The sequence below is a fragment of the Rhodopirellula sp. J20-39 genome (assembly GCF_057365095.1).
This window is the reverse complement of the sequence record NZ_CP195123.1, coordinates 4937962-4962849: the sequence shown is the minus strand read 5'-3', so window position 1 is coordinate 4962849 and position 24888 is coordinate 4937962. Positions and strand designations below refer to the sequence as shown.

Annotated in this window: 22 protein-coding genes and 1 pseudogene; 9 read left to right on the top strand and 14 right to left on the bottom strand. The window is 55.1% G+C overall.

All coding sequences use genetic code 11. From position 1 onward, the window contains the following. Nucleotides 1-26: 26 nt before the first annotated feature. From ACR3ZL_RS17935 to epmB, 7 genes are all read right to left on the bottom strand, one after another. Entirely contained in the window at nucleotides 27-887 is an 861-nt protein-coding gene (locus ACR3ZL_RS17935) for an alpha/beta hydrolase (protein WP_473651742.1), read from the bottom strand. A 235-nt stretch (nucleotides 888-1122) separates the two neighbouring features. Further along, the gene (locus tag ACR3ZL_RS17930; RefSeq protein ID WP_473651743.1) at nucleotides 1123-1836 is read right to left on the bottom strand and encodes a lysophospholipid acyltransferase family protein; all 714 of its coding nucleotides are present in this window, start codon (nucleotides 1834-1836) and stop codon (nucleotides 1123-1125) included. Beyond that, entirely contained in the window at nucleotides 1829-2803 is a 975-nt protein-coding gene (locus ACR3ZL_RS17925) for a phosphatidate cytidylyltransferase (protein ID WP_473651744.1), read from the bottom strand. The genes ACR3ZL_RS17930 and ACR3ZL_RS17925 overlap by 8 nt, the downstream gene beginning before the upstream one ends. Further along, entirely contained in the window at nucleotides 2800-3567 is a 768-nt protein-coding gene (locus tag ACR3ZL_RS17920; protein WP_473651745.1) for a CDP-alcohol phosphatidyltransferase family protein, read from the bottom strand. The genes ACR3ZL_RS17925 and ACR3ZL_RS17920 overlap by 4 nt, the downstream gene beginning before the upstream one ends. Further along, nucleotides 3560-4015 carry a hypothetical protein gene (locus ACR3ZL_RS17915; protein WP_473651746.1) on the bottom strand — a complete coding sequence of 152 codons (456 nt, stop codon included), beginning with the start codon at nucleotides 4013-4015 and terminating at the stop codon, nucleotides 3560-3562. Before ACR3ZL_RS17915 ends, ACR3ZL_RS17920 begins: the two co-directional genes overlap by 8 nt. Before the next feature lie 133 nt (nucleotides 4016-4148). After that, nucleotides 4149-5810, bottom strand: a complete 1662-nt coding sequence (locus tag ACR3ZL_RS17910; RefSeq protein ID WP_473653525.1) for an ABC transporter permease — start codon at nucleotides 5808-5810, stop codon at nucleotides 4149-4151. Between the two features lie 73 nt (nucleotides 5811-5883). Further along, nucleotides 5884-6990, bottom strand: a complete 1107-nt coding sequence (gene epmB, locus ACR3ZL_RS17905) for an EF-P beta-lysylation protein EpmB (protein WP_473651747.1) — start codon at nucleotides 6988-6990, stop codon at nucleotides 5884-5886. 29 nt (nucleotides 6991-7019) lie between these two features. Here epmB and efp point away from each other — a divergent pair, with 29 nt between their 5' ends. Continuing rightward, nucleotides 7020-7607, top strand: a complete 588-nt coding sequence (gene efp, locus ACR3ZL_RS17900; protein WP_473651748.1) for an elongation factor P — start codon at nucleotides 7020-7022, stop codon at nucleotides 7605-7607. 182 nt (nucleotides 7608-7789) lie between these two features. Here the strand turns inward: efp and ACR3ZL_RS17895 are convergent, their stop codons facing one another. The 3 genes from ACR3ZL_RS17895 to ACR3ZL_RS17885 form a co-directional block, all read right to left on the bottom strand. Continuing rightward, nucleotides 7790-8905 (bottom strand): EAL domain-containing protein, encoded by a 1116-nt coding sequence (locus ACR3ZL_RS17895; RefSeq protein ID WP_473651749.1) that lies wholly within the window; start codon nucleotides 8903-8905, stop codon nucleotides 7790-7792. Between the two features lie 242 nt (nucleotides 8906-9147). After that, nucleotides 9148-9591: a hypothetical protein gene (locus tag ACR3ZL_RS17890; RefSeq protein WP_473651750.1), complete on the bottom strand. Its 444-nt coding sequence runs from the start codon at nucleotides 9589-9591 to the stop codon at nucleotides 9148-9150. Nucleotides 9592-10149: 558 nt separating this feature from the next. Continuing rightward, complete coding sequence (locus ACR3ZL_RS17885) at nucleotides 10150-10344, bottom strand: hypothetical protein (protein WP_473651751.1); 195 nt, start codon at nucleotides 10342-10344, stop codon at nucleotides 10150-10152. Between the two features lie 457 nt (nucleotides 10345-10801). Here ACR3ZL_RS17885 and ACR3ZL_RS17880 point away from each other — a divergent pair, with 457 nt between their 5' ends. Then, nucleotides 10802-10939, top strand: coding sequence for a hypothetical protein (locus ACR3ZL_RS17880; protein WP_473651752.1), 138 nt, complete (start codon nucleotides 10802-10804; stop codon nucleotides 10937-10939). 181 nt (nucleotides 10940-11120) lie between these two features. Here the strand turns inward: ACR3ZL_RS17880 and ACR3ZL_RS17875 are convergent, their stop codons facing one another. Next, nucleotides 11121-12989: a chloride channel protein gene (locus tag ACR3ZL_RS17875; RefSeq protein WP_473651753.1), complete on the bottom strand. Its 1869-nt coding sequence runs from the start codon at nucleotides 12987-12989 to the stop codon at nucleotides 11121-11123. A 452-nt stretch (nucleotides 12990-13441) separates the two neighbouring features. Here ACR3ZL_RS17875 and ACR3ZL_RS17870 point away from each other — a divergent pair, with 452 nt between their 5' ends. Then, nucleotides 13442-13594, top strand: a complete 153-nt coding sequence (locus ACR3ZL_RS17870) for a hypothetical protein (protein WP_486172842.1) — start codon at nucleotides 13442-13444, stop codon at nucleotides 13592-13594. Between the two features lie 37 nt (nucleotides 13595-13631). On the opposite strand, the gene ACR3ZL_RS17865 is transcribed toward ACR3ZL_RS17870, so the two are convergent. Further along, entirely contained in the window at nucleotides 13632-15335 is a 1704-nt protein-coding gene (locus tag ACR3ZL_RS17865) for a SulP family inorganic anion transporter (RefSeq protein ID WP_486172841.1), read from the bottom strand. Nucleotides 15336-16054: 719 nt separating this feature from the next. Here ACR3ZL_RS17865 and ACR3ZL_RS17860 point away from each other — a divergent pair. The 6 genes and pseudogenes from ACR3ZL_RS17860 to ACR3ZL_RS17835 all read left to right on the top strand — a co-directional run bounded on the left by ACR3ZL_RS17860 (nucleotide 16055) and on the right by ACR3ZL_RS17835 (nucleotide 22799). Further along, a pseudogene (locus ACR3ZL_RS17860) lies at nucleotides 16055-17417 on the top strand (sigma-54-dependent transcriptional regulator). A gap of 316 nt (nucleotides 17418-17733) precedes the next feature. Beyond that, nucleotides 17734-17919: a hypothetical protein gene (locus ACR3ZL_RS17855; protein ID WP_473651755.1), complete on the top strand. Its 186-nt coding sequence runs from the start codon at nucleotides 17734-17736 to the stop codon at nucleotides 17917-17919. Between the two features lie 418 nt (nucleotides 17920-18337). Continuing rightward, on the top strand, nucleotides 18338-19015 hold the full coding sequence (locus tag ACR3ZL_RS17850; RefSeq protein ID WP_473651756.1) for a 3-keto-disaccharide hydrolase: 678 nt from the start codon (nucleotides 18338-18340) through the stop codon (nucleotides 19013-19015). Nucleotides 19016-19127: 112 nt separating this feature from the next. Further along, the gene (tdh, locus tag ACR3ZL_RS17845; RefSeq protein WP_486172840.1) at nucleotides 19128-20150 is read left to right on the top strand and encodes an L-threonine 3-dehydrogenase; all 1023 of its coding nucleotides are present in this window, start codon (nucleotides 19128-19130) and stop codon (nucleotides 20148-20150) included. A 22-nt stretch (nucleotides 20151-20172) separates the two neighbouring features. After that, on the top strand, nucleotides 20173-21348 hold the full coding sequence (gene kbl, locus ACR3ZL_RS17840; protein WP_473651759.1) for a glycine C-acetyltransferase: 1176 nt from the start codon (nucleotides 20173-20175) through the stop codon (nucleotides 21346-21348). An 11-nt stretch (nucleotides 21349-21359) separates the two neighbouring features. Continuing rightward, on the top strand, nucleotides 21360-22799 hold the full coding sequence (locus ACR3ZL_RS17835; protein ID WP_473651760.1) for an L-serine ammonia-lyase: 1440 nt from the start codon (nucleotides 21360-21362) through the stop codon (nucleotides 22797-22799). A 45-nt stretch (nucleotides 22800-22844) separates the two neighbouring features. Here ACR3ZL_RS17835 and ACR3ZL_RS17830 read toward each other — a convergent pair whose 3' ends face one another. Both ACR3ZL_RS17830 and ACR3ZL_RS17825 read right to left on the bottom strand, forming a co-directional pair. Next, a complete protein-coding gene (locus tag ACR3ZL_RS17830; protein ID WP_473651761.1) occupies nucleotides 22845-23714 on the bottom strand; it encodes a hypothetical protein in 870 nt (289 codons plus the stop codon). Between the two features lie 301 nt (nucleotides 23715-24015). Continuing rightward, nucleotides 24016-24636, bottom strand: a complete 621-nt coding sequence (locus ACR3ZL_RS17825; protein WP_486172839.1) for a DUF6677 family protein — start codon at nucleotides 24634-24636, stop codon at nucleotides 24016-24018. Between the last annotated feature and the right edge of the window lie 252 nt (nucleotides 24637-24888).

Sequence of the window (24888 nt, the reverse complement as noted above, 5' to 3'; positions counted from 1 at the left end):
TCGGCGAGGTGGGAGGGTCCAGGCGGCTAATTCGATGAAAAATCAACCATCTTCAGATTCGAACCACGAATCAGATTTAGGCTCGTCGACTCTTCCGCTGGTTGAGGCGAGAAGATCTTATCAAAACACCAGCGGTCAATGTCCTTTAATGCGACCGTATTCATCACATCGTCATCGCGGTATTGGCGAATCTCGACCTGGGCCCGAATATTTTGGGCCGAAGTGATGTCCTGTTGTAGCTGTACTGGGTCGTCGTCGACGCCGTTAATTGCCTGTTGCCAGAGCATTGGCATCTGACGTTCGCGAAGAGCCTTGAAGTTTTCGATGATTCCGTCGCCCACCGCGCCGTGGGCGGTGGGGAATTGACCGGACATGCGCACAACGCCAGCGAAACACTCGGGATATTGCATCGCCACGCGGCATGCCATCGTCGCGCCGGAACCAAAGCCGGCAAGAATCACTCTTTCAGGATGGATGGAATAGGTCTCGGCGGCAAGTTCAATCGCGGCCAGGACGTTTTGACAAGCTTTCGCGACACCATTGCGGCTGTTCGTCCAGTCGAATCCGCAACCTCGGACATCGGTCGCTTTGGTTGCGCGGACTCCCACGCTGACGTAATTGCGGGTACTGATATGCGGAAGCACTTTTTCGACTTGCCGTTCGTTGTGGCCGGCGGAGTGCAACCAAACGAGCAACGGATATTGGTAGCCGTGTTGGTAATGAATCGGAGTTAAAAACTGAACTCCTTGAGTTTGTCCCAGTGCCTGACTTGGCACGGCGTGGCTCGGCGGCTGAAGAGGTGGGTCTCCTACCGTTTGGACGTCTTGTGAATGCTCAGCATGCGAACTATTTCCCAATGACCAACGGCGTGAAGAAGAACCACTCATTGGAAGCCTCGAATGCGAGTCAACAAATATTTCACAGCGTCTCGGAGGGCAAATAACTTGCCACGACGAAGAGCTTTAAAACTTGAATATCAGTGCGAAGTGAAGGCTAGTTTCACAACCGCATGGTTGTCAACGCCGATAGAATGACATGCCTGTAAAGCGTTCAAAAAAGACGTTAATACCCGCGTGTGGAAGATACTAGCGGAATTGATGTAGACACCGATCTCCATGACCGCTAGCAGGTGAACTCGGGTCGATACGCTTCTTGTTCGAGCAAATCCATCGCGGTTTGCAAATCATGCATCAGCGTTTTCTTATCGCCGGACCAGTGTACCGCATCGCCGACATAAATGTCACAGATGAACGGCACAAGTAATCCTTCGCCTCGCGGCAGTGCTTTCCCTAATCCGTGAATAAACACCGGTGTTAATGGCACGTTGTTGCGACGTTTGGCTAAGTGCGCAATGCCGGGTTGCAAAGGTTCTGTCTTTTCAGGTTTTCCGCGTGTGCCTTCGGGAAACAACAGTACGATCTCGTTCGCATCCAGCGCCGCTTCGATTGGCGCCAACGGATGGGTTCGCTCGTTCGAATTTTGGGTGGGTGTCGCGTCTCGATGTTGAGGAGTGCGGTTCAGGGGTATGATTCCGAGGATGCGAATCGAAAACCAAGCTCGCCATTTTGTTTTTAAGAAATAGTCTGCTGCCGCGACCGGACGCACGAGATGCAAGCGATGCATGCCAAGTAAGGTGATCACCGCGAGTGTATCGAGGTGGCTGTTATGATTAGCGACCACGACCGCAGGGCCTGTCTCAGGCAGTCGATCGGTGTTGCGGGCGTTGATTCCCATGATGATCAACATCAAAGGACGAACGAACACCAAGAAGAACAGATATCGAAGGATCTTATGTGGGCCTTTGACGATGGTCTTGTTAATGAATTCATCATCCATAGCAGTACCACACAAAATGGAAGAAGACGGGGGCCGTGAAGATCAGGCTGTCGATGCGATCCAGCACACCTCCATGGCCGGGCAACGTCGCGCCAGCGTCTTTCACGCCGAGGTCGCGTTTGAATGCGGAGATATTCAGATCGCCAAGCAATCCAGTGACCGCGATAATGGTTCCAGCGATTGCGGCGCGAGTGGTGTCCAGCATGGTCAAGTACGGCGCCAGGAAGATGCTCAGTACCACCGTGGACGCTAAGCCGCCTAGAAAACCGCCCCACGTTTTTCCTGGGCTAACGGTCGGTGCAATCTTGCGTTTACCGAGCGTCTTTCCCCAGAGGAATTGCGCGACGTCGTTACTTTGCGTCAGCACCAGCAAAAGCAGCAGAAGTCCCGGCCCGGGGGAGGATGCCATCGCGTCATGGGCCCAGACCGGTTGAACACGCGGTGTCTCAGCGACATTCAGCACAAGCAGATAGGCCGCGTGTGAAAGGAAGAACGTAGTTCCGATCACACCCCACTGCACCGTCGCAATTGCTTGCAAGAACCCTTTCGTTTCGCCAATCAAGATCATCCGGGTTGGCAGGAACAAGAACAAATAGATCGGTATGAAGATGATGAACATGCCATACCAGTTGCTGGCAATCCAGTAATACTGAAGCGGGATTGCCGCATAGGCCCAAAACATCACTCGCCGATCGGCGCGTCGCGACGGAATCAGTGAAAAGAATTCCTTCAGTGACAGAAAACTGACGAACGCAAAGAACCAGATCGCCGAGGTTGGCGATAGCAACAAGCTTCCCGCGACCAGGCCAGCGATGACCCACCAAGTTCGGATTCTAGCACGCAGTTCACGCCAGTCTTTGCCGGGCTTGGCTTTCATTAAGCCAATTGAAACGACACTTGCGACTACCAAAGCCGCAAACACACCCAACAGAACGTGCCGCACTTCCAGGGTCAGGTGATCGGTCATTGGGCGTCCTCGTTTTCCGCGGGTGCGTTTGCTGTCGAGGACGCATGCGCATTCGATGCTTGAAGTCGCAAGATACTCGCGATCGCGAGCAGTCGGCGAACCGCTGTGATGATTCCACCGATGACGATAAGCCACAAAGCAAGTTGCATCACGCCAACAGAAGTCCCGTCCCAACTAATCCGGGTCCAAGCTTGAGGGGCGAACAGTGCGAAAACGCTGACGAGCGTTAGCAAGGCCATTCGTTGTTGCTTCGCCATCGGCCCCATGAAAAGCTGGCCCGCACCAACGCTCGCTCCGATCGCACGAACGTAGGCGACCAACAGTGCGCAGGCGGTCGCGGCCCAGCCTGCAAGCGGATCGCCAGTCGCAGCGTAACCGGCGGCAATCAACAATATGGGATCGCTAATCCGGTCCGGTACTTCGTTGAAAAGAGGGCCGGTTGCCGACGCTCGTCCGCCCTCGACGGCGACCATGCCATCGAGCAGGTTTGCGATCAATCGCATCTGCATTCCGGTCACCGCGATTAGCCATCCCAAGCGATAGGTGAGCTCGCTATCGCCCGTTTGCGTGATCCAAAATCCGAATGCACCCAGAAACGCAAACAGAATACTGCCGACGGAAATCGCGTTCGGCGAAACTCCCGATTCAGCAAGCCAAGCCGCGGTCGCTTGGAAGACTCGCCACGAACGAGTTTTCAGCGGGCGTCGATCTTCGGGTTGCTGTGGCTCGGGTTGCTGTGCCTCGAATTTGGGCGCATCACTCATCGGTTGGGCCCCCTGCGGTCAGTTCAGCCGTTTTGATCGACTGTTCTTGGGACGATCCTTTCACTGCCAGCACGTCTGGTGTTGAAGGATCGTCGGATTGCCATCCCATCAAGAACATCCCGCCAATCAACAGTGCCCATCCGGCGACGTGAATCGGCAGGATCGGCGTCGCGTAAGCCCAGCGTCCGATGACCGCGGCCCAAATGAAGGTACTGGCATAGATGGGATATAAGACGGTCAGTGAGCCGCCATGCCGAAAGGCGGCCACGAATAGAACCATGACTGCGATGTAGCAAACGACTCCCACCAAAATCCGCCAGTTCAGCAGGTAGCTAACCAGGTCGCCGGCGGCAGCGTCCGTTCCCGATTTATAGAAGAACTGCCCGATCGCGCCGAAGAAGGCCGCAAGCACGAAAAGTGCGATCGAGATAAAAGGCGTCGAGTTCATGAGGGCCTCCTTCGAAGAGACAGATGGCTAACCGGTGCGATGAATCAAGCGATGCTGTATCGGTTTGTCTCCTGGGAATTCGGTACAACAAGTTCTTTGTTTCTTAAGAGTGCATGTTGTTGGGGATGCGGGTTTATTCAGAGTGCGTGCCAAGCCGTTTGAGTCGAAGGGAAATCAATCCGGCGGCGATCACCACGATCGTCAGGCTACATACAAGATAACCAATCACCAGCCATGGTTGGCCAGCAAAGGACGCCTCGGTTTCTTCGACTCGCAGGATCGCCGTATTCATGGGCAGCGAAAACAACGCTCGGAAAGGGCTGGTAAGGCCAACCGCATTGATCCACCGCATGGCCGAGTCGCCAAGCTGGAGCGTTTGACCAAGCACGGTAAGTCCGGGCGGGACCGCGTACAGTACAATTAGCACGATGTAGGTCGTCATCAACGACATCACCGTTCGCGATTGGTAAAGCGAGGCCGTAATAGCCACAACCGCGTTAACAACACTGACCATGATGGGAATGGCGAACAAGCCAGCGACCAATGCCCAGTTTGAATAGAAGTCCGGGTTCAAGGCCACGCCCAGCAGCATCGGCCACACCAAGAAACTGGTCAGCACAAACGCGACTCGGAAACCGACGACGAATTTGCCCCAGAATATTTTCCACGGTGACAATGTCGTCGTCAGTAACAAGTCGAGCGTTTGGCGTTCGCGTTCGTTGGTCATCGTACCAGCCAAGAAGACGGGGCCGACCAACATGTTGAATACGATTACATAAACCGAAAACCACGGCGATAGTTGCGTTTGCCAAAACAGCAAAACGCCCATCAACGGGATCGCTAGCATGATGCTGATTTGAATCACCAGTCGCAACATCAGCGTGCCTTGGCTGAATATTTCGCCGTGAATCTCTTTGTCGTAAACGGGGTTCGCGCCGTCTTCCATTAGCGTGTCGCGTCGCGGTGGCGCGAACAAACGATCTGGGAACTGGTCCGGCTGAATGACCAAGCCGACCGCCTCGGCCGCTTCTTGATCCAAGTCAATGACGTCTTTGCCTTCACTTCCGACATCCGGCGGGTACAGCATCCGGCTAGCGGTCGCCGCGCTCATAAGAATCACCGATGCGATGGCAAAGGCAGGCACGACAAACACCATCACCTTTAATCGAAACAGCCCGTCGAAGGCCAGCATTTGCCAAAGTAAAACGCCGCCGATCACTAGTGGTAGAATTACCAGATAGCTGACTACCAGCGAGTTGCTCGTTCGTGAAAAGTAACTGCTGCAAAAAATTCCGATCGAACCAAACAGAATCACAGATACGAACAGCCCCAGATAAGCGGCCGCCACTTCGTACACGCTGACGCCACCGAGCGGAAGAAACAGCACGATGATGGGAAGCGACGCAACAATCAACAAACCCAAGTGCGTTAGCGCGGCGATTAGTTTGCCGAACACAATCGCGCCAGGCCGCAGCGGGCTGGCGAGCAGCATCTCGTAGGTTTGTCGCTCTTTTTCACCCGAGATCGCGCCGGCCGCGAAGCTAGGCGCGATCAGCGACGCGATCACGTATTGGCCTAAGAAGAAGAGGTCGACCAGTCGTCTCGCCGAGGGCGGATTCTGGGTCAGATCCAATCGTTCGTCGCTAGGCCAAGCGATCAGTGTGACTGCTGCCAGCAAGACTTGGTAAACGGCGAGCAAGATGAATGCACGGTTGGTCCGCAGGTTGACCATCAGTTCCCGCTGTAGGACCGGATTGTTGCGTAGTCCGAATCCGGTCGCAATTAACGTTCGCATGCCTCGCCACAGATCGGACAGACCGAGGTGTTGGTCGGCTTGGGATCGGAGGTACGCGATGTTCAATGGAAATTCACAAGCGGGTTTTTGATTCTCGCCCAGCGATTTCGGTGACGTAACGAGGCACCGCAAATCCTGGCAACCGAGATTCTAACGCGGCGATCAGCTCGCGACCACTTTGGACAGGAACTTCAAAGTGCGAAGCACCGGAAACGCGATCGAGTTGATGCAAATAATACGGCGTCACTCGGCAATCCAGCAGGCGTCGTGACAACGCTTCCAACGCATCAACGCTATCGTTGACCCCTCGCAACAGCACCGATTGGTTCAGCACCGGGATGCCCGCGTCGACCATTCGTTCCAATGAATGTTGAGTCGGCTGGTCGATTTCCGCAGCGTGATTGCTATGCACGACGACCCACGTCGTAAGCCGTGACTGTTTCAATCGGGTCAGCAATGTGTCCGTGACTCGCGAAGGGATCACGATGGGCATCCGGGTGTGGATTCGAAGGCGTTTGACGTGCGGAATCGCTTCGAGCTTGGTGAGCAATTGATCGATCGCGTCGTCCGTGCTGGTCAGCGGATCACCGCCGCTCAGGATCACTTCTTCGATGTCGGGATGGCTTTGCAGGTAATCGAGCGACGGTTGGTAGGCTTCCTTGCGTGAGCCGGCGGCCGCGTACGGGAATTCACGACGGAAGCAATATCGGCAATGGATACCGCAGGCTCCGGAGGTGACCAGGAGTGCCCTGCCTTGATATTTGTGCAGCATTCCTGGGGCCACGTTTGCGCCCAGGTCGCCGACCGGATCAGACCCAAACCCGTCCACATCTAGGCCTTCATCGGGTACCGGCATGACCTGACGAAGGAGGGGGTCGTGCGGATCGCCGAGTTGCATCCGCGATAGGAATTCGCGGGTCACGAAGACGGGGAAATCGTAATCGTTGTCCGGATTTTCAACCGCGTCGGCATCGGCAGCAGGGGCGTTCGGATCCGGCTGGACTGCTGAGTTTTTCGTCACAGCGGGCAGGTTCAGTGCTCGACGCAATTCCGAAGCCGACCGGATTGCGGTCCGCATGGATTCCAGCCACCGAGAATCGTCGTGATTTCCGGCGTCAAAATCTTTGTCGCACCTGGGCAGGACAACAAGGCGGTCGGTCGCTAAACTTTCTGACTGCATATTGCTCAGTAAACCTGATTTTTTTCCGTATGGGAGTGGAGCCCGCCGTGGCAACGTACAACACAAGCGATTTTCGCAAAGGCCTGAAAGTCGAAATTGACGGCGAACCGTATTTGATGACGGAAATGAATTTCGTCAAACCAGGCAAGGGGAACGCATTCTACAAGTGCCGGATGAAGAACCTAATCCGGGGCACTAGTCTGGATCGAACCTACAAGGGTGGGGACTCATTGCAGTCCGCTGACGTGGAATCGACCACCGTCCAATTCTTGTATCGCCAAGGCGAAGATTACGTATTCATGGACGGTGCGACCTTCGAGCAATACGAAGTCACCGCTGACGTCGCTGGCGATATCTGGAAGTACATCAAAGATGGCATGGAATGCTCCATGACCCTGTACAACGGAAACGCGATCATTGTCGAGCCGCCACAGCACGTCGAACTGGAAGTCATCGAAACGACTCCGGGTACGAAGGGTGACACCGCGACGAACGTCACCAAGCCAGCCAAGATGGAAACGGGAGCCGAGTTCCTGGTCCCAGGTTTCATTAAGGAAGGCAACGTTGTGAAGATCAATACCGTCAACGCTGAATACGTCGAACGCGTTAGCAACTAAAGCGTTATTTACGCTCGAAGCTGGGTAGTGGACGAGGCAATGAGTCCGTTTGATTTGACCTCATTAGCGAGGGAATCGTTGCCTTGTCCACTGCCTGCAGATTTTGCGGCGGGGATAGATCGTCTTGTCTTTTGCATCTCTGCTTAGTGGACTCGTTGTCTGGTCCACTGCTTTTTTGTGGATCAGGCAGGTGCCGGGCGTCCGTAGTAGAAGCCTTGGGCGAGATCGAATCCGAGTTCCAAGCAAGCGTTCGCTTCTTCGGCCGTTTCGATGCCTTCGGCAAGTGCCGCGATTTCAAGGTCTTGAACCATGTTGACCAGCGACTGCAGCATTCGCATGCGGTTGGTGTCGCCGACTTCGATACCGCGGATCAGTCCGATGTCGAACTTCACAAACTCCGGTCGAGCTTCAATCAGTTCGGCCAGTCGAGCTTGACCGGCGCCGAAGTCGTCGTAGGCGAGTTGAATGTTGAGGTCTTTGATTGACGCATGCAAGCGTCGCATCAAGGCTGGGTCGGTCACCGCAGCTTCGTGAATCTCAAGAACGATTTTGGTGTTCGTCGCCATCGATCGCACTTTCGAAAGTGAATCGATCAACGCGTGACCGTCTTCCATTTCTTTGGGGTGCGTGTTGACGAACAAGGTAGGTTGGTCGGGAAGTTCCCGGCCAACTCGCAAGCCTTCCCATCGCAGCAGTCGGCTGAGTTCGACTTCCAGATTCAGTTGTTCGGCGGCTTGGAACATTGCGCCAACGGACTCAAGTCCAAACACGCTACCGCGTCCCAGGATTTCGAAGCCAATCGGTCGTGCACCTTTCAGTGTCACGATGGGTTGGAAGTGAGGTCGGACCAATCGCTGGCTCATCAGTCGGTCAAACTGAACCAGTGCGAGTGCTTGGTCGCAAACATTTTCGGAAATGGTGCCGGCGGTCATGCCGGTTGGCGATTGTCGGCGGATCCGGAACGGAGCTTCCGCGAAGTGAATCAAGTCTTCGTTTGATACGGCAGTCGCTTCGGTGATGCGGGTTCCGTTGACGTACGTGCCGTTTGTGCTGTTGAGGTCTTGGATGACGAGTCGACCATCGATCACTCGAAGCTCAGCATGGTTTCCGCTGACGGTGCGGAACTGGAGCTTCATCGACGTACCGGATTGGCGACCCACCACAAAGGGCTGGCGATCAATCGGGGTGTGCTGCAGTGAATCACTCGGGCCCGTTGGTCCAGACAAGAACCAAACGTCCTCGGTTTTAGAGACGCTGCGGCGAAGTGAATCGAGCGATATGCTGTCGACTGATGCCATGACAACTGGTAGCTGAAGGGTAACGGTACGGTCTTAAACAGATTCTTTTGAATCCTGTCGAAAGACTAGGTTACGATTCTGGCCGTTTGTCCAGTCGGGGTGCTTTTTCAAATGCAGAAAGTGCCTGTGTGCTCGTTTCGAGTACAGGTTAGGCGTGTTTACCTCGGTCGCAGTGATGCTCGTGACGGATGGCGCGATTGTTCGGCCTGTCTATCATCTCGCGATTTGTCAGCGATTTTCGACTACGGTCGGTCTTGCCCTAAGAAGTCGTTCACTGAAGCAACTCGTTCAGCCGGTTCGGTTGGCTGAGGAGATAGCAGCGAGCTGAAGAAGCCAGGTTTGGATTCACTGGCGGCGGTGGTCGTGTTGGTATCACCACCAGCGAACAGGTTCATCGGGTTCAGCCGTGCTGGGTTAAGCGTCGTTTTGGTTCGCTCCCAAGATCGGGTTGCTGTTCCCTTGATATCCGCGACCAAGCCGTCCTTTCGTTCGACGATTCGGTCCTTGTCTTCTTGGGGGACAAGGAAGCTTGGCATCTTCAGTGCCGGAACTTTCCAGTTGGCTGGGTTCAGCTTTTGGAAGGCCGCACCGAAGCCACTGGGTTCTGTCGTTTGTGCTGACGCTTCGTTGACGTTGGTCATCGAAAGGACAGCGATCGTCAACGCGATCAACGTGAAACGTTTCATGAGATAGTTGTTGGGTTTACACATCGAGGAAGATCCGGATGGGCCGCGAAAGGTATCCGCCCTTTGGCGCCGCATTGGAGCAACTTTTCAGGGCATGTTTCTTGACGTAACCCCGCTATCGCCATTGGAGCATTCTGGCCGCAAGATCAGTCTTGAAAAAAAATGCAGGTTCTATTCGGTGCAGCCATTTGATGACTCAAGCAAACCGGCATGCTGAACCGCACGCACGTTGCGTCGAGCAAACCTGATATCGGGTTTCGCAGATGCGACAACGAGTGCGTTTGACGTGAACTAGGCCGCACATCGTTGTGCATATTGCTGCGCGGCATTCTTAGCCAAGATTATCCGCTACCGCGGCATTTGGACGTCTTCGACGTTCTTTGGGTAGCGTCGTCGAAAATTCAATGGTGAAGCTTGGTAGGAGGCTAGGCTGGGGCAACATACCCAGTCTCCCGAGGCTCACTGATTCAAATGCCAGTTTCCCGGCGCGGTTTCCCGACTCCGGTTTCCCGGTTCGACCTCTTGCGGCGGAAACGAGTTATAGGAATCGATATCGGGCTATAGGCTGCGAAGTTGGTTGCCCAGTTCGCGACGTGCGTCCATCACTATCCGTTGATCTTCGTTAGGCTCGATGGACTCGATGGCTTGGAAACTCGATCGGATTGTGTGAGAGGTTTCGGACTGGGAATGCACCGCGGTATCGACAGCGAACAAGGCCGTGACAAGGGAGAGTGCAAAGGATGGACGAAACATATTGGGGTTCCTTACCAAAGTGGTGATGTGAATGAACACGGTTCCAGCTACTGAAAAGGGTTCGTGATCGCAGGCGGGTTGCTGCGGTGATGGGCTTGATTCTCGCGAGCAGGGCTACGCGAACGCTGCTGTCGCAACAGTCCCTGTCAGTTCCCAGTGAACAAAACGATGCACCAGCAAGACCGCGGGGATCGCTTAAGCAGGGCCCGTGCCGTTACATGCACCTGGTTGCGAATGTTGGGAATGCATCGAGCTCGTCGAATGCTAAACAGGCCAACGGACAGTCGAATCCGTTGCCAAACCGTCATGTGAAGATTTTTTTGCCGAATTGGATCGGCACAGCAGAAGTGCAAATGAAGGGGTTGCATTTCGCTGGGCTGACGCAGCCGATTGCAGGTTGTGCCATTTGTTGCATGTGGAGAAGGCGAGGTCGGATCGCTGGCTCAGGATCGCCCAAATGCCAACTCTTGTGCTCGCTATCTTCGTTTTGGGCTATCTGAAGATCGCCTCTCAGCCCGAGCTTCACATCAGCGAAGCCGCCAGTGTTCACCCATCGGGTTGGTTTAAGACGTCAACGATAACGTTCCGTTGGTAGCCACTGGCATCGAAATGGAAGATTCGCCGATGGATGATCCGTGGGGGTCTTGTCGGGCTATCAGCCTGGCACCGGTTCCGGGCTGGCGAATCAGGCCATGCGTACGCGGTGCTTGGCCGGGGCAGCGGTTGTGTTGCTGCACTGAATCGAACGCAAAGTTCCTTCGTAAACACCGTACGTTTTAGACCGCGGCGAGATTGTTGTCTTCCAATTCCGTTTCGGTTTTGTATTCCATCAAACGTTCGTTGTAGGCGGAGATCGTTTCACGACGACGAAGCATCCCAAGTAGGCGGCCTTCGTTGTTGGGATCAATGACCGGAAGTTCGTCGATGTTTTGTGCAGTGAATTGCTTCATCGCAGTGTTAAGGTCGTCGCTGGGAAAGACGCAGGCATATCGACTGGTCATGATGTCACCCGCGACCACAAGCGTGGCCATGCTATCGCTGAATAGATATGACCGCACATCATCGTCGGTGAAGATCCCGACTAACTTTTGGTTTGCGTCGACGACTGGGAAGTAATGCTGGCGAGTGTGGACCAACGACTGCACAATCTTGTCCAGATGCATTGATTCTGGAATCAGCTTCATGTTGGGATCGCGGTGGAAGACGTCATGGACTTTAAGTCCTTCCAGTACGTCGACGATAAAGTCACCGCGGTGTGCCGCGGAATCCAAGCGGCTGGGGACCTGTTTGCGATACAGCTTGGCTCGACTGCACAAGACGAAAGTGATCGTCGTGACAAGCATGGTTGGAACCAACAGACTGTAGTCGCCCGTGAGGGCGCGAACCATGATGATTGTTGAGATCGGAGCCCGTCCGACACCGGCGAAGAAGCCGGCCATGCCGACTACGGCAAACGCTTCGGCGGAAGGTACCAGCGACGGCCAAATCGATTGGAAGCCAAGCCCGACCGCGGCACCCAGGCTTCCACCGATCACCATCGAGGGGCCGAAAACACCGCCTGAACCGCCCGAGCTAATTGTCAGCGAGGTGGTAATGATTTTCCCAAAGACAATTGCCAACAACAGTGGAATGCCGAAATCGGCCGCTCCGTTGAGGGCTTCTTGTAAGCCGCCGTACCCGGTACCCAGAACGCTGAGGACTCGCATGTCGTCCCCGAAGTAGTAAAGCATGGCGAGGGCGAGCACGCCAGCTAAGCCAGCGCCGACGGCGGGGCGGAAGTGGGGCAAAATCGGTAGCTGCGAAAACAGTTGCTGGGTTCCGTAGAAACATCTGACATACAAGATTCCTACCATGCCCAGAGCGAGTGCCAGTCCGATGTAGGGCAACAATTGGATTGGTGACCCAAACGCGTGATTGAGGCTGTCACCAAACAGGGGCATGAATCGCACTTCAGGCGAGAGCGATTGGGAATAGATACTGTAAGCGACAACCGAAGCCGTCCCGGCCGGCACGATGACATCCGCTTCGATGTCCGCATCGCTGTATAGGATCTCGCCTGCGAATACGGCACCGGCTAGCGGTGCACGGAAGATCGCACCGACGCCTGCACCCATTCCTGCAGCCAACAGAATGCGGCGATCTCGCGAGGACAGCTTGGCCACCGTTCCAAGCCAGGAAGCGAACCCGGCACCAATTTGAGCAATGGGGCCTTCGCGACCTCCCGAGCCGCCGGTTCCAATCGTGATCGCAGAAGTGATCGTTTTGATGATTGGAACTCGGCCGCGAATTATGCCTCGCTTATTGTGGAAGGCGTCGATCACCGCATCGGTGCCGTGCCCTTCCGCTTCGGGTGCAAGGCAATAGGTGATTGCGCCGGAGATCAAGCCGCCGACGATCATCACAACGACGACCATCCAGGGAAGGAACACCAGTTCGGTCTCGGCAAACAATGGTTGTTCACCCAATGCTTCGTTGGGTGCGTAGCCCGCGAATTGGGTTTGCGAATAGTGGGAAACCACCTGGCTGAACCACTGAAACGCAATCGCGCCAAGTCCGGACGCGACACCAACCAAACACGCCAAAAGTACCCATTTCCCGGAGGCACGAAGTTGGCTGAGGTCGATTCGCTGTTGAAGGTATTTCATTGGAAGGGGGAAAGGCCGTGCTGGCGAGATGCGATAAGGAGTGCGGACGGGCGGCACGCTAGCGGTGCAACAGGATCTTCGCACATTCCATGCGATCGCCCACCCATCCCTGGGTTGTCCGTCGGACTTCGTTGCCGTGCAGACTTTTTCGTCGTTCGGGTTTCGTGGCAGTTCGGGTGTCGTTGTCAGTTCGGTCGGTTATGACTGCCCGTTGGCTTGCCGTGCCAGTTGATTAAATCATCAAACCTTTGGGTGAGGAACCCAACGCCAGCCTTGGGGCAAAATTCAGTGCACTCAGCTCGCTCATTGCAGTTCAGCTCGCTCATTGCATGTCTGCGACCCGCAAAGCTCGGTTAGTACGAGTACGAGACTGAGTCTACAAACGCGAACCAGCAAGCTCGCTCGGCGGCTTCATGTTCAGAAGTCGATCCACGGCACATGAAGCACGCCACATGAATCCAATCCGAGTCGGCGATACCAACTCAGGTCGACTGCAAAGAAAAATACCGGACGGTCACAACCTTGGTGGCTGCGCCGTACTCTACCGCGGATTCGTTTTAAAGCTAGGTCGAGCTACGCCCAACGATGCGATTGCAGGTTTTTAGAAGCAGTGGCGGGTCGGGCAATTAGTTGTCGACCCGTTTAGTTGTCGACCAGCTCGCGTGTGACTTTGCGCGCGGCGAGTTCATGATTGGCCAGCGGACGGTGCTGATCCAATCCGACCAAGGTCAGCGTCAGGCCCTGTTGTCGGAAGTCTGACTGTAATCCATGCAGCTTGTCCATCACGCTGTGGTCGACCAGCTTGGTTTGCGCGAAATCGATGGTCACATTTTTGTTTTGCATCAGTCCGAGTGTTTCAATCTGCCGCCGCAGAGGGATCCAGTTGCTGAAGACAGCGGCGTCGCGAGCGATGATTTCAATCTGCTGTTCATCGGTGGATACGATATCGAAGCTACGCCGGAACATCGACGACATGGGTGCTCCGTTGATCGCGTGGATAGCAATCTTGGTTGCGATCCCAATCGCGATCCCGAGCAACAGGTCGGTCGCGAGAGTCGCCACCAGTGTCACTACGAAGATCACCAGTTGTTCACGGCCGGTTCGCCACACGTTGAGGAACTCGGACGGATGGGCAAGACGGGATCCTGTGTAGATCAGCATTGCGGCCAATGCGGCGAGCGGAATGCGGTGAATGAACATCGGAATAAAGGCGACGCACACGAGCAAGAAGATCCCGTGCCAGAAGTCGGCAAAACGCGTTTTCGCACCGTTGTCGATGTTCGCTCGGCTACGGACAATTTCAGAGATCATGGGTAATCCGCCGATGCAGGCCACGGCAACATTGCCGACGCCAACTGCGATGATATCGCGGTCCATGCTGGATTTTCGTTTGTAAGGGTCGATGAAGTCGATCGCTTTGGCACTCAGTAACGATTCCAAACTTCCAATCAGGAAGAACATGAGAATCCATTTGTAGGCCACCGGTTGAGCGAGAGCGGAAAAGTCCGGGAACGTGAGCTCCTGGAACATTCCGAAAATGCGGTCGGGCATCGACACCAAGAAGTTCTCGCCCACGACGTAGTCTTGGCCTTGGAATTGGTAATGGTGTTCGTGAGTCAGGTCAAACGCCAACCCCATCGGGATTGCGATCATCAGGACGATCACTGGCGACGGAATTTTACGTAGCAGCGATACCTTTTTGCCGATCATCGGCCAGACAAACATGGCGATGACACTGATCAACCCGATCGCCGCAATTTCAGGGTTGGCGTTTCGGAGCATCGTGGGGACTTGTCGCAGCAGTTCGAGTGCCCCGCCCGAGGCCGAAACGCCCAGTGCAACGGGAAGTTGCTTGGCGATGATGATCACACCGATCGCGGCCAGCATGCCGTGCACCGCCGCGATGGGGAAGAACTCGGTCAAGATTCCGCCTTTGAAGAATCCAAAGAGCACCTGAATCACCGAAGCGACCAGCATGACCGCCAGCGTCATCTTGTATGCGGAGGCATCTAATTCGGACCAGCCTCCAGTCATGCCATCGCCACCGAACGCGCTGACGCAGCCCAGGACAATGACGATCATCCCCGCGGCTGGACCCTTGATTGTTAATTCGGAATCACTGATGAAAGTCGTGACGATAGCCCCGACGATCGCGGTGAAGATCCCGGCGATGGGCGGGAAGCCGCTGGCCAGTGAAATCCCAAGGCAAAGCGGCAGCGCGATGAGGAAGACAAGAAATCCGGAAACGAAATCGTCTGAAAAGTATTTGGTGAACCCAGCCGCGTTTCCTCGCGGAATTTCAGTTTCGGTCAATGGCGATTGCGAATCGGATGGTTTGAGGTCCACTAAATGTGCTCTAGGAAAGATTGTTTCGGCGGCGAAATCTTGACGCGGTAGCGGTGGAGCGTGCAGACGTTGCAGCTTCGGTGGCTGCCTAAACCAGTGGCAAAATTCAAGTGCGCTGCACGAACACGCTGATGGCATTGCCCATAGCAGTCGCCGTACCAAATCAAGTTTGCCGCACGTTTGGGGAGTCTCAACATGCTTTGGGGGTGTCATATCCCCGGTATTCCAAGTCGCAGTGCGTTTCTGCCCACCCAAGACTTGCTTGGCCAATCTCAACGTTTGTTTCCGTTTGCCAAGACAATCGGCAAACTCGTGCACAGGACATGCAAGGACTTGCATAAGTGCAGCCCACGTCACCCTCCCCAGCCAGCAACTAAGCCCTGCCCTGTGGTCCTGTGGCCCTGTGGCCCTGCAACACTTTGCCCCCTGCAACCGCCTGCATCAGCCATGCAACCACTTGCATCGCCAACCTTCGATTAAAACCACCACTCGAATCGAAGGCCGGTAACCTCGGCTGGACCGGACGACGTTTGGTAGCGTCATTCGCGAGGTTTTCGAGTCATGTACATGAGTCGGCGGGCAGCCCGCCTCGTTGTCGGCACACCAATTGCCTTGCCGGACGCTCACACCCTTGGGGGTGTTTTGAGGCTGTCGCAGATGACACTCCTGCGTTGGCTTTGCTTTGTCTGGAAACCAAAAACTCGTACCGACCTACTTTCATGAACTCAGAACCTTTCAGCGTGTTGATCGTCGATGACGAACCCAATATCCGCTCCGGGTTAGCCAAAGGGCTCGTCGGCGATGTCGATCGAGTCGAGACCGCTGCAACTGCGGCCGAAGCTCTCGGAAAATTTCAAGACGCTGAATTTCAGCTTGCGATCGTGGACGTACGACTGAATTGCGAAATGACGGGCATCGAATTGTTGAAGCGATTTCACGAATTGAATCCGATGACATCGGTCATTGTGATCACCGCTCACGGCACGGTCGAAACTGCGGTCGAAGCCATGCGTGCTGGTGCGTTCGACTTCGTGTTGAAGCCATTGGACTTAAACTTGGTACGACAGCAAATTTGCAAGGCTCGCGAACACTATCGATTGCGAATGGAAAACGACGAGCTACGTCATCGCTTGGTGGGCGCGGGTGAAATAGCCAATATCGTCGGCAACGGCTCGGCGATGCAGGACGTCTTTCAGCAAATTCGCCAGGTCGCTGCGACCGAGGCGACGGTGATGATCCACGGCGAAAGCGGAACCGGGAAGGAGCTCGATTGCGCGGGCGCTCCACGAACTAAGCGATCGAGATCGCGGTCCATTCGTTGCAGTTAACCTGGGGGCAATGCCAGAGACCCTTCTGGAAAGCGAGTTGTTTGGGCATGAAAAAGGTTCCTTCAGCGGCGCGTCTCGTCAGAAACCGGGGTGTTTTGAGCAAGCATCCACAGGCACGCTTTTCTTGGATGAGGTAACCGAGATGTCGGCCAAGAGCCAGGTGGATTTGTTGCGAGTGTTGGAAACAAGGCAATACACACGCGTCGGTGGAGAGCAGGTGATGCATTCCGATGCGCGCGTGATTTCAGCAACCAACCGTGCGGTGCCCGACTTAATCGAACAAGGTGTTTTTCGAGAAGACCTGCTGTATCGCCTCAATGTGATTCCGATCGAAGTGCCGCCACTGCGCGGACGGCGGGAAGACATTCCTTTGCTGGTAGAGCACTTCCTGGAGTCATTCTGCAAGCGGCATAAACGCGAGCCGAAGCGATTGTCTCCATCGGCGATGAAGATTCTCGCCGACGCACCCTGGCCAGGCAACGTGCGTCAACTGCGTAACGTGATCGAACGAATCGTCATCACTTGCGAAGGTGAAACGATTCACGCCGACGAGCTGCCGCTGGATCTTAAAACGGCCAAGTTGGGCGAGGTGACACTGCCCAATTCGCTTGCGGAGGCTGTCGAGGGTTGCGAGCGAGAAACGATCCAGTTGGCGTTAAGAGCTTGCGATCTGCATCGTGAGCGAACGGCGGTGTCGCTCGGAATCAGCGTCCGAACGCTGCACTACAAAATGGGCCGCTACGGTTTGCACTGAATCCGTGATGCGATCGGCGGGGTATGCAATGCGTTGCACCAAATGCAGAGATTGGCGTCACTTAGCGTATCTTCTATGGACGTCCCGACCTGGATGAAAAAAATTGAGAGCGTTTCCCCCCTGTAAAACGTTAGCGTTTACTGAAATCGTTCTGGGAACACGATCGTCGGCATGCTGTGTGCGATAAGCGAAAATCAAGATCATCCGAAACCAGGCTTCGAGGCGGAATCTGGTTGGACTTTCATGATCGGATTCTTATCCGCTGCAAAACCGCAGAGTGATGGTCTTGCCGATCTATCCATGCAGGAGACTCATCATGTCACGCATCATTCGAAACGTTGTCGCGGTCGCCGCACTTGTATCGGTTTTGGGCAGTGCCCAGTGGGCAAGTGCCTCGACGATCCGGAATTGTATTGAGCGGCACCAGCATCCCGGTCACGGTTTCTTCGTCAAGAACACGCACCACAGTTCGCAGCACGTCTATCGACGGTTTCGTCGTTAAGGAGTTTCTTTAGAAGAGTTCGTTGATCGAAAGAACCAAGTGGGCCGTTTGTAAGTGCCCCTTGGTTGGGCGAGATGAAGGCCAGCAATCGGCATTTAGGGACGATGCTGATGAACAAAGCCGACGTGACACGGTTTGAGCGTTTGCCGCGTGTTCGCGTTGATAGTACTACGGAATCGACGCGGCAGACGACTTCGGTGGATTGGATGCGCACAATCCACACCAGTTGTTGCAATTGGCGTAGGAGATCCGTTGCGGGGCTTTCGCTATCCTGCGACCCGTGAACTGTTCCGCTGGAAAGGTTGGATTCTCATCCTGACCTCGCGCGAGAGTTCTTTATTGAGTTCCGTTAGCGAGCCTTCGTTGCACGCATGATCGGTACTTTGAAAGCCCTAGCTCTTCTTACTGAGGATTGAAATTGCGTAGTTCAAAACGGTTGGTTTGTTTGGTCTTTGCGTTGTGCTTCAGTTCGCCCCTGTCGGTTGCGATGGGGGAAGATCAGGCTCTTGAAACGTTGGCGAAGACGGTTGGCTTTCAGTCGCTATTCAATGGCACCGATTTGGACGGATGGGCTGGTTCAGTCGACAGCTACGAGGTTGTTGACGGTACGATTCGAGCGAAAAAGGGGACCTCAGGAGTACTGCACACTCAAGAGAAGTACGCCAACTTCATCGTGAAGTTCGAGTTCAAGTTGCCGCCGGCCGGCAACAACGGACTCGCGATTCGCTATCCCGGATCGGGAGACCCGGCCTATGCGGGAATGTGTGAGTTGCAGGTGCTCGATTCAGAACACCCTACCTATAAGAACATTGACCCGCGACAAGCACACGGTTCGGCCTACGGCATGATTGCGGCTAAACGTGGATTCTTGCGTCCAACGGGACAGTGGAATTCCGAAGTCGTCACCATCCAAGGTTCGACCATCAAGGTTGTCTTGAACGGCACCGTGATCCTGGATGGCGATTTGGCGAACGTGACTGAGTTCATGGCCAACTCGCCTCACCCAGGGAAAGATCTGAAAGAAGGCTACTTTGGATTTGCCGGTCACGGCGATCCCGTGGAATACCGTGATATCCAAATCCAACCACTTCCATAGAGATCACGTAACGGCTTGCAGCACTGTGTTCGCGCAGGCGGCGATCAGTCAGTCGTCATTCGCTGTTATCATTTAAGATTGTCCATTGGTGCAGTTCTAAGGTTCAAACAACATGAAAGCGCTTGTAAAGCGACACGCGAAACCAGGTTTGTGGATGGAAGACGTCCCGATGCCTGAAGTCGGCATCAATGACGTGCTGATTCGGGTTGACCGAACCGGTATCTGCGGAACCGATATGCACATCTACACCTGGGATCATTGGGCTCAAAAGACCATCCCCGTGCCGATGGTTGTAGGGCACGAATTTGTTGGCGAGATTGTCGAAGTCGGTTCCAACGTGATCGACTTTCGCGTTGGTGATGTCGTTAGCGGTGAGGGGCACGTGGTATGCGGGCATTGCCGAAATTGCCTAGCGGGGCGACGTCACTTGTGCGCCCATACCATGGGCGTCGGTGTCAATCGTCAGGGGGCCTTTGCCGAGTACATCTCGATTCCCAAAACCAACGTTTGGGTGCACGACCCCAGTATTGATCGTGACGTCGCTTCCATTTTCGATCCTCTCGGCAACGCTGTGCATACAGCTTTGTCGTTTCCGTTAATCGGCGAAGATGTTTTGATCACCGGTGCTGGGCCGATTGGTTGCATGGCTACAGCGGTCGCACAGTACGCCGGGGCTCGCTACGTAGTCACAACCGATGTGAACCCTTGGCGGCTGGATTTGGCTAAGAAGATGGGAGCCACTCGCGTTGTGGATGTCCGGACGGAATCGTTGAAGGACGTCATGAAGGAACTGGGCATGAAAGAAGGGTTCGACGTCGGTCTCGAAATGTCGGGAAACCCCAGCGCGTTTCGTTCGATGCTCGAAACCATGGGGCATGGCGGCAAGATTGCCATGCTGGGAATTCCCGAAAAGGAGATGGCGATCGACTGGAATTTGGTCGTATTCAATATGCTGCACCTGAAAGGGATCTACGGCCGGGAAATGTACGAAACGTGGTACAAGATGACTGTCATGGTCCAGGGCGGGTTGGACGTGAACTCCGTGATCACCCATCGCTATGATTGCGAAGATTTTGAAAAAGGTTTTCAAACGATGATGTCCGGAGAGTCCGGAAAAGTAATCCTGAAGTGGTAGAGCCTCCCATTTGGTTAAGACTATGTCGAACAGCAGCAAACTTATCGATGTCACATCCCAAACGCTTGATCAGATTCGAGAGGACGGTCTGTACAAGTCCGAGCGAGTCATCACAACATCGCAAAACGCCCGGGTGCAGGTGAAATCGGGCGCGGGGGTCATCAATCTTTGTGCCAACAACTATCTCGGGTTAGCGAACCATCCTCGCGTGGTCGGGGCGGCTCGCGATTCGCTGGATCAGTGGGGCTATGGGCTCGCGTCGGTTCGTTTCATTTGCGGCACCCAAACGATCCACCGGCAACTCGAGAACCTGATATCGGAATTCCTGGGAACCGAAGACACGATCCTGTACGGATCTTGTTTTGATGCCAACGGCGGGTTGTTTGAAACGTTGTTGACCTCCGAAGACGCGATCATTTCCGATTCTTTGAACCACGCTTCGATCATTGACGGAATTCGGCTTTGCAAGGCGAGTCGGTATCGATACGCCAATAACGACATGGCCGATTTGGAGAAACAGTTGCAGGCGGCTTCGTCCAGTCGGATTCGTTTAATCGCGACCGACGGGGTGTTCTCGATGGACGGATCGATTGCTCGACTGGATCAAATTTGTGAATTGGCTGATCGCTATGACGCCTCGGTCATGATTGATGATTGTCATTCGACCGGGTTCATGGGAAAGACCGGACGCGGCACACACGAGCATTGTGGCGTGATGGGGCGAGTGGATGTGATCACGGGGACTCTCGGCAAGGCTCTCGGCGGCGCGAGCGGCGGTTTCACGAGTGGTCGTAAGGAGATCGTCGAATTGCTGCGTCAGCGATCGCGGCCGTACCTGTTTTCTAATTCAGTGGCGCCACCTTTGGTCGCTGGCGGTTTAGAGGCGATCAAGCTATTGATGGAGTCGACGGAGTTGCGGGACCGGTTGGTGAGCAATGCCGCGTTGTTCCGCGAAGGATTGACGAGTTGTGGGTTTGATTTGTTACCGGGCGAACATCCGATTATTCCCGTCATGCTAGGTGATGCTCGCGTGGCGACAGAGATGGCCCAACGTTTGCTCGAAAAAGGCGTTTACGTAGTCGGGTTTTCGTATCCCGTTGTTCCCAAGGGGCAAGCACGTATCCGGACGCAAGTCTCGGCGGCTCATACCGAAGATGACCTGCGGTTTGCGATCGAGTGCTTTGCGGCCGCTAAATAGAAACGCGACCCATGAAACTAATTGCCGCTACCGACGTCAGTGAATCGCTCAGCGTTTTTGACATGTTCAAGATCGGTGTGGGACCGTCAAGTTCACACACGATGGGACCTTGGTTGGCCGCGTTGCGTTTCCTGAATGAGCGATCACCGGACGAGCTTGCGGCGATCACACGAATCGAAATTGAGTTGTTTGGATCTTTGGCAAAGACCGGCAAAGGGCACGGGACCGGGATCGCAGTGATGTTGGGCTTGTCTGGGCAGCATCCGGAAACGATTCCGGTGGATCGGCTTGATTCGCTGGTCGCTGCGATTGAGCAGTCACTTGAACTTCGTTTGCTGGATCAGTTCCCGATCAAGTTTGAACCAGAATCTGACATCGTCTTTCATCGCGATCAATCGTTGCCTCAGCACCCTAATGGGATGAAGTTCACTGCGTGGGAGGGCGAAGACGTTCAGCACAGCGATGTGTTCTTCTCCATCGGTGGCGGGTTTATTCTCAAGGAAGGTGAGAGCCCAGACCCGTCTTCGGTTAAGGTTGTCCACCCGATTAACTGTGCCGCTGACCTGATCAGACATTGTGAAACATTGTCGCTGCCGATTTCAGGTGTGGTGTTGAAAAACGAATTGAGTTGGCGTAGCGAAGCGGAAGTCCGTGGTCAGCTATTGAAGATCCGTGACACGATGTTGGACACGGTTCACCGTGGTTGTCGTTGCGAAGGAACCTTGCCTGGCGGATTGGGCGTCCAGCGCCGCGCCGCTCGTATGGCACGCCGGCTTTTAAGCGACGATGTTACGGACGATCGCGATCAATGGATCGCAGCTATCAGAAGTCAACGTCATGACTTTGCACGTGTCTTGGATTGGGTCAGTTGTTTCGCTTTGGCGACCAACGAAGAGAACGCTGCGTTCGGACGAGTTGTTACGGCACCGACCAATGGTGCCGCCGGTGTGATCCCTGCGGTGCTGTTGTACATGCACTGCTTTTGCGACTTGGAAGACCAGAAGTGGCTGCCGTTCTTGCTTTGCGCAGCGGAGATTGGTTGCATCTTTAAGAAGGGGGCAACGATCTCGGCCGCTCAAGGTGGATGCCAAGCCGAGATCGGTGTTTCCTCCGCGATGGCGGCCGCAGCGTTGGCGGAATGCCTAGGGGCGACGCCACAGCAAGCTGCCGAGGCAGCCGAGATCGCGATGGAACATCACCTGGGGATGACGTGCGATCCAATCGGCGGACTGGTGCAAATCCCGTGCATTGAGCGGAATGCGTTTGGGGCAATCAAAGCGATCGCCGCCGCACGACTGGCTCTTGGACGGGATCCCGGCGAAGCCTGTGTTTCGCTGGACGGTGTTGTCCGCACGATGTGGGAGACGGCGTTGGACATGAACGCCAAATACAAAGAGACCTCCGAGGGAGGTCTCGCGGTTCAAATTTCAGTGAACCTCAGCGAGTGCTAGCGGTTCGCACCAAGCATCATTGACTTTGAATTCTGGCAGCCTGATTCAGCTACCGGAAACTTCTTGTGAGCTTTCGTAGCCAGGTGATTCAATCGCTTCGCTGGTATCGATGTTGCGATTCAGTTCGCTGACGACTGCTCGAGCCGCTTGCAATTCGAGTGGCGAGAAGAAGCGAACGTTACCGGTGTAACGGCTTTCAATTCGGTTTTTCTGGGCCAGTTCGTTCCAGGATAGGCCATCCATCAAGTTCCATGCGGCTGCCTGTGCTGTGTTTTGAGCGACTTGGCCATTACCCAGTGCAACGCAAAGCGACTTCACCTTCGGGTCTTGGGTCACGTTTTCCAAAGGAACGATTGCGTATTTCATACGAGGATTCGGGTCTGGCTTGCCGTGTTCTAGGCAAACAGTGTCCAGAGCGACTTTTTGAACGCGGCCGGCTCGTACGGTGAACATGCCGCCACCGCCGCCCATGCCACCACCCATTCCGCCGCCCATGCCGCCACCCATTCCGCCGCCCATGCCACCGCCGCCGCCCATGGCTTGGCCACCACCACCGCCCATGCCGCCGCCGCCCATTCCACCCATGCCGCCGCCCATACCACCCATGCCGCCACCCATACCGCCGCCGAATTGTCCCATCACGGGAACGCCAGCGAAGGCGTCAGGCATTTGGATGCGAAGGGGTTTATCGGTCAAGTTCTTGACCACTAGGTTCGCTTTGGCCGCATTTTGCGGAATAAACTGGGCCTCGATCTGGCCATCTTCCATCGCTTGGAACAATCCCGCCAACGCCGCGTCCTCGCCGCCGGCTTGTGCGGACGGTGCCGTGATGGACGTCAAACCCGCCACAAATGCGAGGGTGGCGATCGATAATACGAGCGAATTCCGGAGGGAATGACAGTGATGGCGTTTCACAGTGGGGGTCCGAATGGAGGTGGAGGAGGAGCGATTTCGCAGCAACTAGTCTAGTTCGCTCAGCGGACAACCACAAATTGAAAGTCAGCCAACGCGAGTAGGAATTTTGAACATCCGTCGACGAAACATGGCTTCCAAGGTCGCCAGTCCCATTCCTTTCGAACGACAAAACCCCCTATGAGCATGGCAACGCCGATGACTCTTGCTTTGAATCGAGTCGTTTTGCGGGGCCAAACAGCTCTGCGGTTCCAGTTCCAAGCGAATTGCCGGAGTCTGTAGGTGCATTTCGAGCGAACCGATGTTACTCCTTCTTGGATGCTCGACCGCTGATCGGAACCGCCAATGGGCCGCCGAATGCGTCGTAAATCACCAAGAAGTTGAGCAATCCGGCGATCATGGTGAACCAGGTGCCCATTTCGTATCCGGATCCATAAACGGCATACCAAGCCGCGATTTCGTCTGATTCGCTTTCGATGACCGGGCGATGCGGCGGTGCCATGAACCCGCCCCACAGCGGGCGATAGTTGTCCAGGGTTCGCCCGGTCGACGGATCCGTTGCTCGCCGCATGCGATCGCCTTGGACGAGAGCGGGCAGGGCCGCGGCGCCCACGCCGGCTTGTAGGAAATAATGCCAGCGGCGGTCGCCATTGGCCCATGAAGCGTAGACAACATGCCCACCACCCAGCGAAAATCCGAGGAACCAGATCGACAGCACACTGATCACGAAAAGCGTCCCCTTCGCGTGCCGGCCTTGATAAAAGTGGCCAGCACCGGGGATCAGCCAGGCCAGAAACGCGGCTAAATAGCGATTTCGCAGGTCGATTTCGATGTCATCGACTTCGATTTGCGTGTCACCGTTGAGCACTTCGGGCGATAGCTCGATCGTGGCTTCCTTGCCTTTTTTCGATGATTTGCCAGCCAAGTGTTTCTCGATTTCGTTGTCAGGCTTCTGGTTTTTGCAGACGTCGGCAAGCCTTGGGGCGACCGAGCGAGAAGCCGTGTGGGAGTGGACGGAAATGTGGATTGGAGTGCGAATACGCCGCTGAGGCTGCATCAAATGGAACACTGCGGAGACCTTGCCCGCGTGAACGCTACAGACCTTACACTCATTGTGCGAAAATTTCCTCGACGGCGATAGGCAAGCCATCCATCCGGGTTAGATCGGCTAAACTGT

Coding starts and splice junctions, on each gene's coding strand:
- ACR3ZL_RS17880 (WP_473651752.1), top strand. CDS start 10,802: ATGCCAACTCTTGTGCTCGCTATCTTCGTTTTGGGCTATCTGAAGATC.
- ACR3ZL_RS17910 (WP_473653525.1), bottom strand. CDS start 5,810: ATGCGAACGTTAATTGCGACCGGATTCGGACTACGCAACAATCCGGTC.
- ACR3ZL_RS17835 (WP_473651760.1), top strand. CDS start 21,360: ATGAAACTAATTGCCGCTACCGACGTCAGTGAATCGCTCAGCGTTTTT.
- efp (WP_473651748.1), top strand. CDS start 7,020: ATGGGAGTGGAGCCCGCCGTGGCAACGTACAACACAAGCGATTTTCGC.
- ACR3ZL_RS17915 (WP_473651746.1), bottom strand. CDS start 4,015: ATGAACTCGACGCCTTTTATCTCGATCGCACTTTTCGTGCTTGCGGCC.
- kbl (WP_473651759.1), top strand. CDS start 20,173: ATGTCGAACAGCAGCAAACTTATCGATGTCACATCCCAAACGCTTGAT.
- ACR3ZL_RS17885 (WP_473651751.1), bottom strand. CDS start 10,344: ATGTTTCGTCCATCCTTTGCACTCTCCCTTGTCACGGCCTTGTTCGCT.
- ACR3ZL_RS17925 (WP_473651744.1), bottom strand. CDS start 2,803: ATGACCGATCACCTGACCCTGGAAGTGCGGCACGTTCTGTTGGGTGTG.
- tdh (WP_486172840.1), top strand. CDS start 19,128: ATGAAAGCGCTTGTAAAGCGACACGCGAAACCAGGTTTGTGGATGGAA.
- ACR3ZL_RS17895 (WP_473651749.1), bottom strand. CDS start 8,905: ATGGCATCAGTCGACAGCATATCGCTCGATTCACTTCGCCGCAGCGTC.
- ACR3ZL_RS17890 (WP_473651750.1), bottom strand. CDS start 9,591: ATGAAACGTTTCACGTTGATCGCGTTGACGATCGCTGTCCTTTCGATG.
- ACR3ZL_RS17870 (WP_486172842.1), top strand. CDS start 13,442: ATGAATCCAATCCGAGTCGGCGATACCAACTCAGGTCGACTGCAAAGA.
- ACR3ZL_RS17930 (WP_473651743.1), bottom strand. CDS start 1,836: ATGGATGATGAATTCATTAACAAGACCATCGTCAAAGGCCCACATAAG.
- ACR3ZL_RS17920 (WP_473651745.1), bottom strand. CDS start 3,567: ATGAGTGATGCGCCCAAATTCGAGGCACAGCAACCCGAGCCACAGCAA.
- epmB (WP_473651747.1), bottom strand. CDS start 6,990: ATGCAGTCAGAAAGTTTAGCGACCGACCGCCTTGTTGTCCTGCCCAGG.
- ACR3ZL_RS17935 (WP_473651742.1), bottom strand. CDS start 887: ATGAGTGGTTCTTCTTCACGCCGTTGGTCATTGGGAAATAGTTCGCAT.
- ACR3ZL_RS17855 (WP_473651755.1), top strand. CDS start 17,734: ATGTCACGCATCATTCGAAACGTTGTCGCGGTCGCCGCACTTGTATCG.
- ACR3ZL_RS17875 (WP_473651753.1), bottom strand. CDS start 12,989: ATGAAATACCTTCAACAGCGAATCGACCTCAGCCAACTTCGTGCCTCC.